The following is an 18,875-nucleotide window of genomic DNA, read 5'->3' as shown; positions in this document are numbered from 1 at the left end:
ATTACAACTAAATTTCATAAAACGACAGCTTTCGTTTTTTCACTTAACAAACTGATTTATTTTATCACTCATAAATAATTTAAGTCCTGCATGCGCTTTTGTGCATAAATAGCGGCGCCTACCACCCCATTTTCCTGATTGGGTCTGGAATAACGAATATCCAAAGTCTTTTCCGGATATGGCTTTCTCGCAAAGCGATGCACTTCTTTTTCAAAGAGCTCCCGTGGAAAATCTCTCATCTGCAAAAGCCCGCCGCCAATAATCAGACAGTCCGGATCAAACAGATTCGCTTCTGCAGCTACCGTCTGAGCCATTCCTGTTAAAAAGTCTCTCATAATAGAGGTATCCATTTTCGTTGCAAACAATTCACGGATCGGCGTATCCGGAAACTCTTGTTTCTGAATCCGTTCCAAAGCAATTCCTGAAACAAGCGTTTCTAAACAGCTTTCATTTCCACACATGCAAATTCGATGGTTTCCATAGATAGGTAAATGTCCCAGTTCCGAGGCAACTCCATTGTGCCCCAACAGGATTTTGCCATCCACCATCACAGAATTCCCAATTCCGGTGCCAAAATAAATTCCAGCCACACAGCCTTGATCCGTGACCCCTAAATCTTCCAGATCAAAAAGCAAGAGGTCATTGACATCACGATTAATAAAGGCCGGTATCTTTAAAGTCTTTTCCAGCACATCTACAATTGCCAAATTATCTGAAATACAGCTAATATTGGGGGTTTGCACAACAACGGTTCTTTCTCTATTAATAGTAGAAGGAAAACCGATCGAAACTGCTTTCGGCATTTTCCCTTCTATATGGCGATCACAATAGGTTTTGATACAATCCGCCAGTCTTTGAGCAGGGTCACACTCAACCCCAAATATTTCTCTCGTACTCAGTCGCTCAAAAGCGGTTAATTCCAACGCGTCATTCACCAAACCCAATCGCATATTGGTACCGCCGATATCAATTCCGAGCACAAGCTGCTCTGTAATTGTCATGGTACCTCCCCCGTTCATAGACATTTTACTCCAGTTTCCTTTTGGAAATTGTCTTTCGCTTTCTGACAGGCTGTCTCCAGATCGGAATCCAAGCTAAAAAGTCCGGAAGAACCAAGCACAAAAACATCTGCTCCCGCTTCATATAAGCGCCCAAAAGTTTTTTGGTTGCAGGAACCATCAATCATAATCTGATAGTGCCACCCATTTTTCTCACGCAGCTCTTTCGCTTCTTTGATTTTATCAAGCATTTCCTCAATAAACGGCTGACCTGCAAATCCAACATCTACCGTCATCAAAGTCAGAACATCAATACGATTGAGATAGTGTTTGCAATAAGAGAGCGGGGTCGCCGGATTCAGTGTTACACCTAACTTACAGCCAACCTGTGCAATATGGTTGAGAGTCCGAAAGCAATCCGTATTCATTGTTTCTGCATGCGGACTGATCATTGCGGCTCCAGCCTCTGCGCAGGCATCGATCCAATCATTTGGATTTGTTGTCATCAAATGCACATCCATTGGCTTTTTCGCGACGCGGGAACACGCACGCATAAAGTCGGGGCTAAGGGTAATGTTTTTACAATAATGACCATCCATAATATCGATATGGTATCCATCCATATTGGAATCCAAGATTTTGATCTGGTTTTTCATATCCAGAAAATCCATACACATTAAGCTAACTGAAAATTTAGGTCTCATTTTTTCTTTTCCTCCAGAGTTTTTACTTATTCTTGAAAATCAGCTCTTGCGGCTTGCTCCGAAGAAACGATCCAACGTTACGGCAATGATCAGCAGGCAGCCCATCGCCAATTGCTGATAATAGCTGGAAACGCCCACCATATTGAGGCCGTTATTGATAACACCGATAATTAAACCACCAATAATCACCTTCGGGATCTTGCCGATTCCACCGAAGAAAGAAGCACCGCCGATGATGACCGCTTCGATTGCATACGTTTCGTAACCAGTGCCCGCATTCGGCTCTGCTGCTGCCAGTCTTGCAATGTTGACCATTCCAGCTAAAGCTGCGCAAAGTCCGGAAATTGCAAAAGCAATAATCGTATGTTTTTTAACTGTAATGCCGGCATACCATGCGGACTGTGTGTTTCCACCCAGTGCATAGAGGTTACGGCCGGACTGACATTTTACTGTAAAGAAAGTTAAAACAGCTGCTGCAACCAGCGCTACAATGATCGGAACTGGAACTACGCCGAAAAGTTTTCCGCCGATACTGGTAGAAAACGAGGCTGGCAACCCAGATACCGCACGCGCATCTGTAACGATATAAACAAGGCTGCGAAGAATCGCCTGTGTGCCCAAAGTGATGATAAAAGGTGGAAGACCTGTCGCCGTCACCAAAACGCCGTTGACCAATCCAACAAAAAGGCCAAAGAAAACGATGCCGACCAGAATGGCCAACCATGGATCGAATCCCGCATTAATCATCAGTTTTGCGGTCATTGCACCGGAAAGTGCCATAATCGAACTGACACTCAAATCAATTCCGCCAAGCAAAATAGCAAAGAATTCTCCAAGACCCAAAAGAATCGTAATGGAACTTTGCTCCATAATCTTAACTAGATTTCCTGTCGTCAAAAAACTGGAAGGCCGCAATACTCCAAATACAACGATCATGATTGCAAGAATCGTAATCGTACTGTAGCGATCCCAGTAATCGCTGAAAGTGAATCTCTTTTTTTCAATCGTCTTCGTGTTCAACTTACTTTCCTCCCGTTATTATGCCATCTCGCTGGTGGCTGCCTTTGCCAGCTTTTCTTCCGTCGCTTCTGTAATATCATAACTGCCTGTAATCCGACCATTCGCCATGATAATGATCCGGTCACACAGTCCCAACAGCTCCGGCATTTCACTGGAAACAACGATTACACCGATTCCTTTATCTGCGAGTCTGCGCATTAATTTATAAATCTCACTCTTGGTTCCGACATCGATTCCTTTTGTCGGCTCATCAAAAATCAAAACCTTTACATTGGCAGCCATCCATTTGCCCAGAATCACTTTTTGCTGATTTCCGCCTGAAAGCTGCGAGGTAAGCTGCTCACGCGAAGTCCACTTAATTCGAATTGCTTCATGCTCTTCGTCTGCCATTTTCTTTTCTTCTAATTCATTGGTCAGTCCGATTAAGCCATCCAATTTAGATTCTTTTAGCTGCCGCGCAATCGAAATATTTCGCTGATTGCTGAAATTTTGGAAGAATCCGGTCTCACGACGGTTTTCCGTCACCATTCCGATTCCATTCCGCAAAGCGTCATAAGGATTTTTAATTTTTAATTTTTTACCATTCAAAAAAATATCGCCGGAAGTTTTTGGTGCAGCTCCATAAATCGCACACATTGTCTCGCTGCGGCCTGCTCCGACCAATCCTGAAAATCCTAAGATTTCCCCTTTTCTAAGATCAAAAGAAATATTTTCGACTAAATGATCTTTACGGGTAAGATTTTTACAGGAAAACATCACATCGCCGAACTGATAATGCTCTTCCGGCAAATGCTGATAGGTTCCTTTAATCTCACGGCCAACCATCTTTCGGATCATATCATCAGTTGTCAGATCAGAAACATTGTAAGTCCCTACATATCCACCATCTTTTAAGATCGTGATTCGATCTCCAATTTTTGAAATTTCGGAAAGCTTATGAGAAATAAAAACGACCCCGCGTCCCTCTGCTTTCAGCTGACGGATAATCGTAAAAAGCTTTTCCACTTCGTCTTCTGTAAGAGAAGAGGTCGGTTCGTCCATCACAATAACTTTCGCATTGAACGCAATTGACTTTGCAATTTCGACCATTTGCTTTTCACTGATGCTCAAATCTCCTACGTTGGTAGTCGGCGTACAATGGGAAAGGTTCACTTTCTTGAGCAGTTCTTTTGTCTTTGCATTCATTGTTGCATAATCAACAACAGAGACAGGGCCTGCCTTTTTCATCGGCAACCGCCCCATAAAGAGATTTTCACGAATATCAAGCCAGTTAACGACACTAAGTTCCTGATAAATAATGCTAATGCCGCCTTCGGATGACAAATGCGGAGTCAACCTGTCGTACTCTTTTCCGTTGAGTACAATGCTGCCTTCATCTGGCTTATAAGCACCGCTAAGTACCTTCATCAAAGTTGATTTTCCTGCGCCGTTTTCTCCAAGTAAAACATGCACCTCGCCGGGACACACATCAAAATTAATCTTGTTAAGTGCTACAACCCCTGGAAAACGCTTGGTGATATTCTTCATTTGAACAATTGGTTCCAAACGTATTCTCTCCTTTCAAAGTAAAATCCGATTCTAAAGATATCCTAAAGATTCGGTTCGGCCAGACGCTGTCAGCAGGGCAGGCACTTCAAGTTTTCTGCTTTTTCTGCAGTGCCTACCGCTCACAGCGCCTGCTGCAATTCCTTGCAGAGGCGCCGTTTGCAATGCTTCTTAAAAAATGATCTTACTTTTTGAGATACTGAGAAGCATTATCTTTGGTAATCAGAATTGCGTCAATGCTGTAAACCGGAACATCTGCACCAACCTGGGGCTTTGCATCTTTCTGAACAGCCTCAGCCAACAGATCAAGTCCCTTTGCGCCGACGGAAGCAGGATCCTGTGCAACAGTAGCTGCGAGTTTACCATCCGCTACAGACTGGATTGCATCATCATTACCATCGGTTCCGCAAACCTTGACGTTCTTTCCGGAAGCATCAACAGCTTCCTGAACGCCCATTGCCATCGTATCATTGCAGCAATAAATTGCTTTCAGGTCCGGGTGAGCAGTGATATAGTTGGTCGCAACATCATATGCCTTGGTACGATCCCAATCAGCAGGCTGGCTCTCTACAATTTTCAAGCCAGCTGCTTCAAAAGCGGCTTTTGCGCCATCGCGGCGATTTTCACCGGAAACAGCACCGGCTTTGCCTTCAACGATAGCGACTTCGCCGGAACCACCGATTTGCTTGATCAGATTTTCTGCGCCCATCTTGCCGACTGCTTTGTTATCGGTTGCGACATAAGCATAGCAAGAACCGCCTAACTTAGAAAGTGCATCCATGTTGATTTTTTCATCAACATCAACGATTTTAATTCCCTTGGAAGTTGCATCTGCAATTGCATTGTTCAGGTTTACATCGGAAATTGGAGCAACGCCGATTGCTTTGTAAGTTCCTTTGGAAATTGCGTTTTCAAGTAGAGAAACCTGACCTTCGACGTCATCCTCAGTATTTGCGGCATAAATGTCAACTTTGACGCCGAGTTTATCAGCTTCTGCCTGAATTCCATCCCGCATGCTCTGCCAGAACTGGCTGGACAAGACCTTCAGAATGACCGCATACTGAGCTTCTCCTGAAGCTGCTGCAGTGCTGGCAGCAGAACTGGATGCTGCCGTAGATGCTGTGGATGATGAGCTGGACGACCCGCAGGCTGCCATGCTCAGGCTCATTGCAGCAGCCATAACTGCTGCAATAAAAGCTTTCATTTTTTTCATACTAAACTTCCTCCTAAATTTTGTTCCGATACAAATTCGGATATTTTCGGGAAACCATAGAATGTAATCGATTTCCCACTTTCATTTACAATATACTATTGTGCCAAATATAAGTCAATACATGAATTCTTTTTCGGATGAATGTTGAGTAATCGTTTGCGCAATTTGTGCAAATTGCTCATTGTGAAAGATAAAACAATCACAATCAAGTTGCAAATTGAACAAAATTCCCTGATTTTGGAAAAAATCAGGGAATTTTGTTCGTTTATTTAAAAAGTGATCAATTTGGGCGACAAGTTGAATTTCGCACCGTTAAGCTAACGGGAAGACGATAATGATGGTGAATTTGTTTTCCATCATGCATCATCTCAAAAAGAAGCTTTGCAGCCATCCGAGACATCTGGTCGATATCCTGATGCACACTGGTGATTCCCGGACCACATGCTGCCGCTATTTGGCAGTCATCAAATCCGGTTACTAAAATATCTCTTGGAACCTCTAATCCACGCTCACGCAAAGCGATCACTGCGCCGGCAGCCAACGTATCTGTAGTTGACATAATTCCATCAAACTTTGCTTCTCGATTCAGCATAAATAAAATGGATTCTCTGGCTTCTTCCATCGAAACAGCCTTCAGATTAATACACAAAGAACGCTCCTCTTTAATCTTGAATTCGTCCAATGCACGCCGAAATCCACAATATCGGGCAAACTGATTGGAATCGTTTCCTAGGCTTTTCAAAATCAAAATATGACGGCATCCGGATTGAATCAGTTCCTTTGTTGCGAGATATCCGCCCTCTTCATTATCAGATTCAATCATTACTTCTTCTTTGTCCTGACTATTGGAAGGGCGGTCCACATAGACGACCGGCAAATCCCCAAGTTCCTCATAATTTCTCATTCCGGAAATCAGCACAATTCCGCTGACATTTTGTGCTGTTAAGGACTGGATGTGCTTACTTTCCAGCTCTTCGGATTCATTTGTATTGCAGATCAGGCAGGAATATCCTCTTCGAAACAAATCCATCTCCAAATGAAGGACCAAATTTGCAAAATGCGGGTTCGTAATATCCGGTACAATGATCCCTACTACACGGGTACGGCTGGTTCGCAATCCTTTTGCACTCATATTCGGAATGTAATCGTTTTCTCGGATAACACGGCGCACACGTTCTTCCGTTTCCTTTGAAAAGCGACCGTTCTGATTGATCACACGCGAAACGGTTGCCGTAGAAACGCCGGCCAATTTGGCAATTTCTTTAATACTTTTTGCTTTCTCCATGACGGCTTCCTCTTTCTTTTATCATACCTAAATATCATACTGATTCGCACGTGTTTTTGCAAGACACTTTTTAAGATAAAATTGCCGCCAGAAATTTGATTTCTGGCGGCAAAAACCAACATTTCAGTAAGAAACAACCTTAGTTCCATATGGAATATTATCATAAATCCATTTTGCATTTTCCAATCTTAAGCGAACACATCCATGCGAAAGTGCCATTCCGACTCGATTATCCATTGGGTAATCCGGCGTCGGATACTGATAATATAAAGTGGAATGGAACAGAAAATCCCCACAAAACTGCGTATAGTAAAAGCATCTCGCAGAACCGGAATCAAAATAATATCCCTTAGACGACGTCGAAAATTCTCCGGTAATCGTAGGGGTTCCCGGCGCTCCATTTGCACAATCCCATGTATAAAGACGGTTCCAGTTTCCGGACCATCCATAAAACACAGAAACTTTATGCACACTTGTATTCACAAGAATCAAATAATTGGTATCACTGCTATATCCTTGTGCCCGCTCTTCCATCTCTGCAATTTCAGGCGGTACATCCACCAAAACGCCATCATTATCCGCATAATAAATGGTACCGTCGGGGGCACGATAAGTTCCGCGTACTTCATATCCTGTATCTTCTCGGCCGTAATACTTTTTTTCATCTGCGGTAAACGACCCAATGACGGCGCCAGGGTGTCCCGAGACTGCAGAATCATTTAAATAATAGCGCTGCAAAGTTCCATTATCATATTCCGATGTGATAAGCCAACCGGTTGTCTCTTGCAAATAACCATTTTGATCTGCAAGGAACATCTGTCCACTAATTACTTTTTTCCCTCTTAAAACATGCCCTTCATCTGGAATTCCGTAATAGGAATATCCATCTAAATCAAAAAATCCTGTTTTAACAATCGAATAATTTCCGGTTGGATTTTCCAGATAATAGCGCTCTGTAACCCCATCGTATTGGCTCGTTTCAAGCCATCCGGTTTGAGTCAGCAAGGTTCCATCGCTATTTGCAAGATAGAAAGTTCCATCCGGGGCTTGATATTTTGCGCAGACAAGATACCCTTCATCTTCTCGGCCGTAATAATAAGTCCCGTTTATGCTGAAAACGCCTGTCTTGACTGCGTGGGTCTCAGAATCAATATAATATGGTGCCCAATAGCCATCATATTGATTCGTTACAACCATACCTGCGTTTCTTAAAGTACCATCGCTATTTGCAAGATAGAAATGCCCGTTTGGTGCTTTGTACTTTCCGCAGACAAGATACCCTTCATCTTCGCGGCCATAATAATAAGTTCCATTTACGCTGAAAAGGCCTGTCTTAACTGCATGAGTTTCAGGGTCAATATAATACGGTGCCCAGTAACCGTCATAGTCTGGTGTGATTAAGAAGCCAGGGTTTCTTAAAGTACCGTCACTATTTGCTAAGTATGTCTTTCCGTCGGGTGCTTTGTACTTTCCGCAGGCAAGATAACCTTTATCTTCCCGGCCGTAATAGTATGTACCGTTTACGCTGAAAAGCCCTGTCTTAACTGCATGAGTTTCAGGGTCGATATAATACGGTGCCCAATAGCCATCATAATCTGGGGTTACTAGAAAACCAGTGCCTCGTAAAGTACCGTCACTATTCGCTAAGTAGGTTTTTCCATCCTGCGCTTTGTACTTTCCACAGGCAAGATAGCCCTGATCTTCCCGACCGTAATAATAAGTACCGTTTACGCTGAAAAGTCCTGTCTTGACTGCATAGGTGTTAGGATCGATATAATACGGCGCCCAATAACCATCATATTGATTCGTTACAACTAAGCCAGGATCTCGCAAGGCTCCGTCACTATTCGCTAAATAGGTTTTTCCATCCGATGCTTTATATTTTCCGCAGGCAAGATAGCCTTTATCTTCCCGGCCGTAATAATAAGTACCGTTTACGCTGAAAAGTCCTGTCTTGACTGCATGGGTGTTAGGGTCAATATAATACGGCGCCCAATAGCCATCATATTGATTCGTTACAACTAAGCCAGGATCTCGCAAGGCTCCATCACTATTCGCTAAATAGATTTTTCCATCCGGTGCTTTGTACTTTCCGCAGGCAAGATAGTCTTTATCTTCCCGGCCGTAATAATAAGTCCCGTTTACGTTGAAAAGTCCTGTCTTAACTGCGTGGGTTTCAGGGTCGATATAATACGGCGCCCAATAGCCGTCATAATCTGGCGTTACCAGAAAGCCGGGATCTCTCAAAGTGCCATCGCTATTGGCTAAGTAGGTTTTCCCATCTGGTGCTCTGTACTTTCCACAGGCAAGATAGCCTTTATCTTCCCGACCATAATAATAAGTACCGTTTACGCTGAAAAGTCCTGTCTTGACTGCGTGGGTTACAGGGTCAATATAGTAAGGTGCCCAGTAACCATCATAATCCGGGGTCACTAAAAAACCGGGATTTCGCAAAATCCCGTCGCTGCTTACTAAATAGAGGTCCCCATTGTCCCCCTTTTGCTTGCCCCCACTGAGAATCGTTCCATCTGTCTGGGCATAGCTAAACCCTTTTTCTGTCTGAAACAGTTCACTTGTCTTTCTGACCCCTGTCTCACAATCCAGATAATACTGCTTTCCATCCAGCTGCAGCCAGCCCTTTTGCTTTTCTCCGCTCTTGTAGTAATAGACAGCTCCGTTTTCTGTTACCCAGCCATCAGAAACAGGCGGTGTCACTGTCTGCAGCGATGCTGTTGAAGAGGTAGTCCCTCCTATATCTGATGCGGGATTTCCTGTATCGCTCGAAGGAGCCGAGGAAACCGTATTTTGTTCACTTGTGCTCTCAGAGGATGAAGATAAACTTGATGCTGAACTTTCTACTGTACTCGATATGGAAGATACCGGTTGTAAAACTGTAGTTTCTACTTTAGAGCTTCCTTCTTCCTGTGCATAAGCGAAAGGAAGCACCGCTGCAACGGTAAAGGTAGCTATGCTAACTACGCACAGCATTTTTTTGAATGCTTTCATCACTTTTCCCTACTTCTCTTTTATAATATAAATATTTTAGCATATATTTAAAAATTTTACAAAATCATTTTATAAAAATTTCTAAAATTTGTATAGATAGCCAAGTTCATTTATATGTTTTCCTTTTTATTTTTATACAATATAAAAAAAGATTGCAAACCCACTATTTTCTAGGTTTGCAATCTTTTTTTGTTTCATTATGAATTTTATTGAACTCTCAGGAATTCTCCATAGACCCAGCCAACTGTCCCATCTGTTTTCTGAATCTGATACCAAACAGCACCATTTACAAGCTGTTGGTTCAAAACAACAACCTCTTCATTGGGGAACATTTGACCAATTGGATCTCCATTCGGAGCCGTCTGTCTGACATTTACAGATCCATCAGTTGCCGTACAAATTCCTGTCTTCGTCGATTCAGGGATTCCGGCTGTGTTATACCGGTCCAAATCTGCATTTCCGTTAATCCCGTCTATCGCTCCCTTAGAACTGTACTGCCAAAGAGAAGTCTTTACATCTGGCGAAGCAACTTCATATTGAGCATACCAAATTGGATACTGCTCCAGTTTAGAATAATCAAAATAATTCCGATAATAATCCAAGTTCGTGTAATTTCCAGCAATATATCCCGCGGATTTCATCGCTTCGATAAACGCAACCGCCATATCGGTAATATTTTCTTTGGTCGGTTCAACTTTGTTGATTTTTTGATAATAACTGTAAGAAGCATATTCAAAATCGTAAAATGCTGGGAAAGTTAAACGATCTTTATAAGGAGCCAATGTGTTTGCAAAAATAGAAGCTTCCAGTTTAGCATCCTCAACACTTGTGGCATAACTAAACCAGTAGGAACCAACTTTAATTCCCGCTGCCAGAGCCCCTTCAATATTTTGAATAAAATACGGATCAATTTGGTCAGAGACATCCCCATGACCCGCTTGTATAATTGCAAAGGAAATTCCGGCATTTTTGACCTTGTTCCAATCAATAACTCCCTGATATTTGGAAACATCAACTCCAAGCATTTTATCATTCAAAACGCCATCATCCCCAGAAGTATAAACATCTCCGTTCGGATTGGTATAGGTGCCTCGAACAATATAGCCATAGTCCTCTCGACCATAGTAGTTTTTCTCATCCACCATAAAAATTCCCGTCTTGACTGCATGAGTATTTGCGTCAACATAGTACATCTGCAAACTGCCATCATAATCAGATGTAGAAACCCATCCGGAAGCTTTTAAAGTTCCATCGCTCTGAGCAAGATAAAAATTTTCATCCGGTGCTTTGTACTTTCCGCAGGCAAGATAACCTTTATCTTCCCGGCCGTAATAATAAGTCCCGTTTACACTGAAAAGTCCTGTCTTAACTGCATGAGTTTCAGGGTCGATATAGTAAGGTGCCCAATAACCGTCATAATCTGGGGTCACCAGGAAACCAGGATCTCGCAAAGTACCATCACTATTCGCTAAATAGGTCTGCCCATTCGGTGCTTTGTACTTTCCGCAGGCAAGATAGTCTTTATCTTCCCGGCCGTAATAATAAGTCCCGTTTACACTGAAAAGTCCTGTCTTGACTGCATGGGTGTCAGGGTCAATATAATACGGTGCCCAGTAACCGTCATAGTCCGGGGTTACTAGAAAGCCAGTGCCTCGTAAAGTTCCGTCGCTATTGGCTAAATAGGTTTTCCCGTCCGGCGCTTTGTACTTTCCGCAGGCAAGATAACCTTGATCTTCCCGACCGTAATAGTAGGTACCGTTTACGTTGAAAAGTCCTGTCTTGACTGCATGGGTGTTAGGGTCAATATAATACGGCGCCCAATAGCCATCATATTGATTCGTTACAACTAAGCCAGGATCTCGCAAGGCTCCATCACTATTCGCTAAATAGATTTTTCCATCCGGTGCTTTGTACTTTCCGCAGGCAAGATAGTCTTTATCTTCCCGGCCGTAATAATAAGTCCCGTTTACGTTGAAAAGTCCTGTCTTAACTGCGTGGGTTTCAGGGTCGATATAATACGGCGCCCAATAGCCGTCATAATCTGGCGTTACCAGAAAGCCGGGATCTCTCAAAGTGCCATCGCTATTGGCTAAGTAGGTTTTTCCGTCCGGCGCTTTATACTTTCCGCAGGCAAGATAGCCTTTATCTTCCCGACCATAATAATAAGTACCGTTTACGCTGAAAAGTCCGGTCTTGACTGCATGGGTATTAGGGTCAATATAATACGGTGCCCAATAGCCGTCATAATCTGGCGTTACCAGAAAACCGGGATCTCGCAAAATCCCGTCGCTGCTTACTAAATAGAGGTTCCCATTGTCCCCCTTTTGCTTGCCCCCACTCAGAATCGTTCCATCTGCCTGGGCATAGCTAAACCCTTTTTCCGTCTGAAACAGTTCGCTTGTCTTTCTAACTCCTGTTTCAGAATCCAGATAATACTGCTTTCCATCCAGCTGCAGCCAGCCCTTTTGCTTTTCTCCGTTCTTGTAGTAATAGACAGCTCCATTTTCCGTCACCCAGCCATCGGAAACTGAAGGCGCCACTGTCTGCAGCGATGCTGTTGAAGAGGTCGTCCCTCCTATATCTGATGCGGGATTTCCCGCCTCGCTCGAAGGAGCCGAGGAAACCGTATTTTGTTCACTTGTGCTCTCAGAAGAGGAAGATAAACTTGATGCTGAACTTTCTACTGCACTTGATGTAACATTTGCAGAAGAAGCAGAAGCCGACTGCACACTTGACACTTGATTTTGAAAAGGTTGTTCCGAACTGCTGACTTCTTGTGCATTAACAGGGAATGTACACAAGGCAAGTCCAAACAAAATTGTTCCTAAAAAGCTAAGCTTTCTTTTATGTACGACCAAAGTAATTGATCTCCTTTCTAAAAAAATTCTTTTTATAAAACGACTGCGCTTCGACACCCAAGGCCCAGAAAACGGCTTTCCACAAGGGCGCGGTCATAAGCTTTTACTCCATTCCCATCATAGGGGTCATTGAAATAATAATAGTCTGAGTCATACCCGACTAAAACCAAACAATGCTCGTTAGCAGGCCATGTAAAGATTTCGCCGGTAACAGAATCCCCGTAATCATAATAATCTACAGATTGAATTCCGGGATCTGTAATCATCCATGTCTGGGAGGGATAACTAGGAAGCATATTAATTGTTGCCCAAACAAGAACGGGTTTTCCAACCGATACATACGATTCTGCCAACTCCTGTAAAGAAGTTCCAGTTGTGATCACTGCTCTATGCCCTTCCGGCAAAACCTGATTCATTGCATTTACAATGACAGGTGGAAAGCACCCAAATCCGTCTGGAAGATATGGATTCCCAACAAAGCATTCGTCTGGGCTAGGACCAGCAAGCCCCGTCCACGAATCAATAGAACTCAAATCTGTACATGGGATACGAGAAACCCATTCGTCCTCAGAAATAGGGACTCCATAATACTGCAGCACCATATATGCACTCACTAATTCGCATCCAGTGGGAAGATTTCCCTCCTGGCTCAAATATGGAACATTAATCCATGCCGTATCGGGAATTGCTCCCAAAATTCCATTTTGATCTCCATAATAACGGGTTCCATCCGGAGCATAATAGATGCCAACCACAAGAGATCCATTATCTTCCCGGCCATAATAGTCATAGCCGTCCACACTAAATTTTCCTGTTTTAACAATCGAATAGTTTCCGGTTGGATTTTTCAGATAATAGCGCTCTGTAACCCCATCATATTGGCTCGTTTCAAGCCATCCGGTTTGAGTGAGCAAGGTTCCATCGCTATTTGCAAGATAGAAAGTTCCATCCGGGGCTTGATATTTTGCGCAGACAAGATACCCTTCATCTTCTCGGCCATAATAGTAAGTACCGTTTATGCTGAAAAGTCCTGTCTTAACCGCATGAGTCTGCGCATCAATATAATACGGTGCCCAGTAACCGTCATAGTCTGGTGTGATTAAGAAGCCAGGGTTTCTTAAAGTACCGTCACTATTTGCTAAGTATGTCTTTCCATCCGGTGCTTTGTACTTTCCACAGGCAAAATAGCCTTGATCTTCCCGGCCGTAATAATATGTACCGTTTACGCTGAAAAGGCCTGTCTTAACTGCATGAGTTTCAGGGTCGATATAATACGGTGCCCAATAACCGTCATAATCTGGGGTCACTAGGAAGCCAGAATCTCGCAAAGTACCGTCACTGTTTGCTAAGTAGGTCTGCCCATTCGGTGCTTTGTACTTTCCGCAGGCAAAATAGCCTTGATCTTCCCGACCGTAATAGTAGGTACCGTTTACGCTGAAAAGTCCTGTCTTGACAGCGTGGGTTTCAGGGTCAATATAATACGGCGCCCAGTAACCGTCATAATCTGGCGTTACCAGAAAGCCGGGATCTCTTAGAGTGCCGTCACTATTCGCTAAATAGGTTTTTCCATCCTGCGCTTTGTACTTTCCGCAGGCAAGATAGCCTTTATCTTCCCGACCATAATAATAAGTACCGTTTACGCTGAAAAGTCCTGTCTTAACTGCATGGGTGTTAGGGTCAATATAATACGGCGCCCAATAACCATCATAATCTGGGGTCACTAGAAAGCCAGGGGCTCGTAAAGTACCGTCGCTGTTGGCTAAGTAAGTCTGCCCATTCGGTGCTTTGTACTTTCCACAGGCAAGATAGTCTTTATCTTCCCGGCCGTAATAATAAGTTCCGTTTACGCTAAAAAGCCCAGTCTTAACAGCGTGGGTATTAGGGTCAATATAATACGGCGCCCAATAGCCGTCATAATCTGGCGTTACCAGAAAGCCGGAATCTCTTAAAGTGCCATCGCTATTGGCTAAGTAAGTTTTTCCGTCCGGCGCTTTATACTTTCCGCAGGCAAGATAGCCTTTATCTTCTCGACCGTAATAGTAGGTACCGTTTACGCTGAAAAGTCCTGTCTTGACTGCATGGGTGTTAGGGTCAATATAATACGGTGCCCAATAGCCGTCATAATCCGGGGTTACCAGAAAACCGGGATCTCGCAAAATACCATCGCTACTTGCTAAGTAGAGATTCCCGTCGTCCCCCTTTTGCTTGCCCCCGCTCAGAATCGTCCCATCTGCCTGGGCATAGCTAAACCCTTTTTCTGTCTGAAACAGTTTGCTTGTCTTTCTGACCCCCGTCTCAGAATCCAGATAATACTGCTTTCCATCCAGCTGCAGCCAACCCTTTTGCTTTTCTCCATTCTTGTAGTAATAGACAGCTCCATTTTCCGTTACCCAGCCATCGGAAACAGGCGGTGTCACTGTCTGCAGCGATGCTGTTGAAGAGGTAGTCCCCCCTAAATCTGATGCGGGATTTCCCGCCTCGCTCGAAGGAGCCGAGGAAACAGAAGAGCTGGAATCAGATGTTATCGCTGATTCCGATGATGTTGAAGATGTCGAGGATACTTGACTATTACTCTCTGAAACAGGTTGGGATTCTGCTTGCTCCTGCGAAAAAGAAGAAAGTGCATTTTCAGATGATGAAGTCGGTTCTGCAGCATATATCGGAGTCAAAGCAGTCCCAATTCCCAATAATGCCGTTATCAACATCATTCCAAATTGTTTGTGTTTCAAGGGGGGATACCTCCTTAACGAATTTTAAAATTAATTTGATAAGCATAGCACAGATCTCCAAAATACACTTTCCATGCTCCCTTTGTGGTATGGTAATATCGCTCATATTCTTTTAAGCTTCCTATCAAAGAAAGCCAGGAAGAAAAATGTTTTTTAGAAAGAAAGGCCAGTCTCTTTTTTTCGAATGCAATTGCTTTTCGAATTTCTTCGGTATCCCGGTCGGTAAGGCATGGATATTGGTCTCTTGTTTTTAAAATCCATTCATGCGCTTCTATCGATTTTTGGAGAGCAGCTTTTCTTTTTTCCGTATCATCGATTAGGGTCTTACGGGAAACTGCAGAAAGAGAAGTGTTATCTCCGTGAAAGCGATACTGAAAAAGAGGCTGATGTAAAATTTGATTTTCTCCCAAAAGGGCAGCCATCATATTAAGTGTCCAGTCATGCCCTAAAATAGGGCTTAAATGCTCCCGATCTGCTTTCTGGATTACCGGGCGCCGCAAACACATCGCACACCCTCGAATACGAGAGCAAACGATCTGGCTGTCAACTGAAACCGGCTCTATGTTGCCGCTCTGATCTGTAATCGCATTTAAAACTTTATTTTCTTCGGAAAACGGATCTCCATTGCCGTCAATCAGCGTATATGCGGAAGAAAGCGCCATACATTCCGCATGGTGCTCCATATATTCTGTCATGATTTTCACTTTGTTCGAAAGCCATACATCATCTTGATCACTCAAAAACACGATCTCTCCGTGCGTATGATCCAATGCAGAAAAGAAGTTTCCATTAAATCCTAGATTGTGTTCATTCACAATCAGATGCCAGGTTTCTTCCAGATGATTTTCTTTAATAAACCGCGTGACGATTTGTGCGGTTTGATCTTTCGAAGCATCATCGCTGATCACTACTTCATCAACAGGACGTGTCTGATGCAAAATAGAATTCAGCTGCTGTAAAATATATTTTTCTCCGCAATAAGTTGCCATTGCAACAGAAATCATTTTTATTTTTCCAGCCTTTCTTGTTCGGGTTGCTCGGCGCCAACCGTTGCCAAAGCAAGATACATAATAAAGCTCAGGGCATTCGCCGTAAAGAGCAATGGATTTGTCTGAATCGTCAGGAAAAAGCATGTGAAAGTTGCGAACCAAACCGCCAATCTCCACGGCTTCTTTTTCCAATTTCGAATTGCATGAATCATTATACTGACTACTAACAGCACCCATACAGCAAACCCTACCACTCCCATTTTAAAGAGCAGGGAAAGAGAGGTCATCTCATAAGCATAAGGAGCAGATTTTCCGGGATATCCTTCGATACTCCCGCCATAACCACTGCCTAAAATCGGCTTTTGCAGCCAAGCATGAATCAGTTTTTCAGATTCTTCCTTCTTATAGGTGTTAGAAACTGCGGTTCCGATCGTATCAATATCTTCATCGAAAGCACTCTTCGGCGATGCAGAAAGATCCGAAGAAGTCACCGCATTTCCATTAAACGTATTCATGAGGCGATTTAAAATTGTTCCATGAAAGAGAGTTCCGTTGAGCAGCAAAATCGTAGCCGCCACTACCACAACAAATGCGAGCATTTGTCTCCAAACTTTCTTGCGGCCTTTATAGACAGCAAAAACAAAATAAATTGCCATAATCCCGAATCCTGCGGCAGTTCCTCCCCAAAGGGAACGAAGGCCCGGGCAAATAACGCCAAAGGTCAAAACCGCTCCAAGAACATAATCTAACGGCTTAAAGCTGCCTGCCTTAAGGAAAAGCATTAAAAGTCCAATTCCCAAAAGCAAAGAATTAGAAAATACAATCCGTACAATTCCCCATCCGGAGATCAAATCTGCCGTCCGAAAAATCTTGCCAAAATGAACGCCTATGTAATTCAAAATCCCCTGCACGCCATTTTTATGGCCGGTCTCAAAAATCCAAAGACCAATATGGATCACAGCCAAAACAACGATGGTGCGGAAAAAGATTTTTAAGATCGTCTCAAATTGAATTTCTTTGATACGAATCAAAACTGCCAGTGGAAAATACAAAACGAATACCAAAAGCATGCCCGCTTCTGAAACCGCTTGAGAAATGGAACCTCCATTCATTTTTGGAATAATCAGCAGCCAAATACTGTTAATTAACAAAAAGATAAATAAAACGAGGTCCAATTTTCCGATATAATGTCCCAGACTTTTAGGGTCATGACGATTTCTCAAAGAAAATTGAATGTTTTTGTATTTCAATGTAATAAAAATATGAATACACAGCACTACAAAAAACGCCGCAATGATAAACAGATTAGATAAGCGAAAGCTAATTGCTGTACATTGCAGGACATAATAAATAACGAAAAATACCAGCATAAAGTTTGTAACTGCTCGGCTGATATTCCATGTGCGCTGTAAATGGTCGGTCTTTTCTGTCAAAAAAATTCCCCTCTTATTCTCCCATATTTTTCCGCTTTAAAAAGAAAAATAACTTCTTATTTTGATATTTCATCCGATACAAAATCTTTGCAAACAACGCAATCCTTTTCGGATTTTTAGATTTCGCAATTTTTAATACTAAATTCTCCATCTTAGAAGTACCGCCTGCATCTGCCAAAGCTTTTTGAAAGACCGGCTCTTCCAAATCTTTTTGAATGAGCTGCAGCCGTTTTTCGGCTGTCAGGTGGCATTCCGGCAAAAACAGGTCAATCCATCCCGAAAAGACATATTTAATGTAAATAAAATTCGCCGTTGCGACCGTTTCTTTTCCGATCTGCGGGAATCTTTCCAGATACTTCATCAGGCTCAAATGCCTTTTTTTCAGAAATACCGGTTTCTCCGGATGGTAAGAATTCGTAATTCGCTTTGCGTCACGCTGCATATAATGATAAAAGCATTTATTTAAAAAGTCAACCGATGACAAAAAAGGAAGCAGCGACAGATTAAATGCCGTATCCTCGAATATTTCGCCCTCAGGCATTCTGACTTGACTGTTTTTCAGAATCTCTGTCCGATATAATTTATTCCACGCCGGATCAAACAAAAAATTCCGCTTGAGGGAAACCATTCGTTCCGCAATCTGAATTGGATCCGACAAAAACGCTTTTTCCGGAAGATTGCAGGTACGGTCTTCCAGTTTTCCGTCTTTCACCACATCGACATAATACCCGAAAAGGATTAGATCCGCTCCGCTTTCCTGTGCTGCCGAAACGGTCTGTTCCAGTGTATCCAGTTCCAGAAAATCATCAGAATCCACAAACAAAAGATATTGCGCGTCTGCATGATCAATCCCAACATTTCTCGTATGAGAAAGGCCTCTGTTTTCTTTATGAATCACCGAAATACGAGAATCTTTTTTTGCATATTGGTCGCACAAGCTCCCGCTTTTGTCGGTGGAACCGTCGTCTACCAGCAACAAAGAAAAATCGGAAAATGTCTGCTGCAAAATAGAATCCACACAAGCCGGCAAAAATTTTTCTACATTATAAACCGGCACGACCACATCTACCTGAGCCATAAAATCCCCCTAAAATT

At 43.0% G+C, this 18,875-nt stretch carries 12 protein-coding genes; all 12 read right to left on the bottom strand.

What is annotated here, in order from left to right:
* Positions 1-68 precede the first annotated feature (68 nt).
* The 12 genes from alsK to ACVS9P_RS03405 all read right to left on the bottom strand — a co-directional run bounded on the left by alsK (position 69) and on the right by ACVS9P_RS03405 (position 18,858).
* Entirely contained in the window at positions 69-1,001 is a 933-nt protein-coding gene (alsK, locus tag ACVS9P_RS03460; RefSeq protein ID WP_452104247.1) for an allose kinase, read from the bottom strand.
* 14 nt (positions 1,002-1,015) lie between these two features.
* The gene (gene alsE / locus ACVS9P_RS03455) at positions 1,016-1,702 is read right to left on the bottom strand and encodes a D-allulose 6-phosphate 3-epimerase (protein WP_452104246.1); all 687 of its coding nucleotides are present in this window, start codon (positions 1,700-1,702) and stop codon (positions 1,016-1,018) included.
* A 39-nt stretch (positions 1,703-1,741) separates the two neighbouring features.
* Complete coding sequence (gene alsC / locus ACVS9P_RS03450; RefSeq protein ID WP_452104245.1) at positions 1,742-2,722, bottom strand: D-allose ABC transporter permease; 981 nt, start codon at positions 2,720-2,722, stop codon at positions 1,742-1,744.
* An 18-nt stretch (positions 2,723-2,740) separates the two neighbouring features.
* Positions 2,741-4,267 carry a sugar ABC transporter ATP-binding protein gene (locus tag ACVS9P_RS03445; protein WP_452104244.1) on the bottom strand — a complete coding sequence of 509 codons (1,527 nt, stop codon included), beginning with the start codon at positions 4,265-4,267 and terminating at the stop codon, positions 2,741-2,743.
* A 184-nt stretch (positions 4,268-4,451) separates the two neighbouring features.
* Positions 4,452-5,480 (bottom strand): D-allose transporter substrate-binding protein, encoded by a 1,029-nt coding sequence (gene alsB, locus ACVS9P_RS03440; protein ID WP_452104243.1) that lies wholly within the window; start codon positions 5,478-5,480, stop codon positions 4,452-4,454.
* Positions 5,481-5,760: 280 nt separating this feature from the next.
* Positions 5,761-6,765 (bottom strand): LacI family DNA-binding transcriptional regulator, encoded by a 1,005-nt coding sequence (locus ACVS9P_RS03435; protein WP_452104242.1) that lies wholly within the window; start codon positions 6,763-6,765, stop codon positions 5,761-5,763.
* Positions 6,766-6,888: 123 nt separating this feature from the next.
* Positions 6,889-9,771: a L,D-transpeptidase family protein gene (locus tag ACVS9P_RS03430; RefSeq protein WP_452104241.1), complete on the bottom strand. Its 2,883-nt coding sequence runs from the start codon at positions 9,769-9,771 to the stop codon at positions 6,889-6,891.
* A gap of 206 nt (positions 9,772-9,977) precedes the next feature.
* Positions 9,978-12,629: a GH25 family lysozyme gene (locus tag ACVS9P_RS03425; protein WP_452104240.1), complete on the bottom strand. Its 2,652-nt coding sequence runs from the start codon at positions 12,627-12,629 to the stop codon at positions 9,978-9,980.
* 32 nt (positions 12,630-12,661) lie between these two features.
* Positions 12,662-15,358: a C39 family peptidase gene (locus tag ACVS9P_RS03420; RefSeq protein ID WP_452104239.1), complete on the bottom strand. Its 2,697-nt coding sequence runs from the start codon at positions 15,356-15,358 to the stop codon at positions 12,662-12,664.
* A gap of 14 nt (positions 15,359-15,372) precedes the next feature.
* The gene (locus ACVS9P_RS03415; protein WP_452104238.1) at positions 15,373-16,362 is read right to left on the bottom strand and encodes a glycosyltransferase; all 990 of its coding nucleotides are present in this window, start codon (positions 16,360-16,362) and stop codon (positions 15,373-15,375) included.
* A gap of 2 nt (positions 16,363-16,364) precedes the next feature.
* Positions 16,365-17,780, bottom strand: a complete 1,416-nt coding sequence (locus ACVS9P_RS03410) for an O-antigen ligase family protein (protein WP_452104237.1) — start codon at positions 17,778-17,780, stop codon at positions 16,365-16,367.
* 13 nt (positions 17,781-17,793) lie between these two features.
* Entirely contained in the window at positions 17,794-18,858 is a 1,065-nt protein-coding gene (locus tag ACVS9P_RS03405) for a glycosyltransferase family 2 protein (protein ID WP_452104236.1), read from the bottom strand.
* Positions 18,859-18,875 lie beyond the last annotated feature (17 nt).

Source organism: Caproicibacterium sp. NSD3, assembly GCF_053613275.1.
This window is presented reverse-complemented; position numbering and strand designations above follow the sequence as displayed.

What these genes read in the sequence shown, in the direction of transcription:
- alsK (WP_452104247.1), bottom strand. Translation starts at nt 1,001, where the DNA reads ATGACAATTACAGAGCAGCTTGTGCTCGGAATTGATATCGGCGGTACC.
- alsE (WP_452104246.1), bottom strand. Translation starts at nt 1,702, where the DNA reads ATGAGACCTAAATTTTCAGTTAGCTTAATGTGTATGGATTTTCTGGAT.
- alsB (WP_452104243.1), bottom strand. Translation starts at nt 5,480, where the DNA reads ATGAAAAAAATGAAAGCTTTTATTGCAGCAGTTATGGCTGCTGCAATG.
- ACVS9P_RS03435 (WP_452104242.1), bottom strand. Translation starts at nt 6,765, where the DNA reads ATGGAGAAAGCAAAAAGTATTAAAGAAATTGCCAAATTGGCCGGCGTT.
- ACVS9P_RS03430 (WP_452104241.1), bottom strand. Translation starts at nt 9,771, where the DNA reads ATGAAAGCATTCAAAAAAATGCTGTGCGTAGTTAGCATAGCTACCTTT.
- ACVS9P_RS03415 (WP_452104238.1), bottom strand. Translation starts at nt 16,362, where the DNA reads ATGATTTCTGTTGCAATGGCAACTTATTGCGGAGAAAAATATATTTTA.
- ACVS9P_RS03405 (WP_452104236.1), bottom strand. Translation starts at nt 18,858, where the DNA reads ATGGCTCAGGTAGATGTGGTCGTGCCGGTTTATAATGTAGAAAAATTT.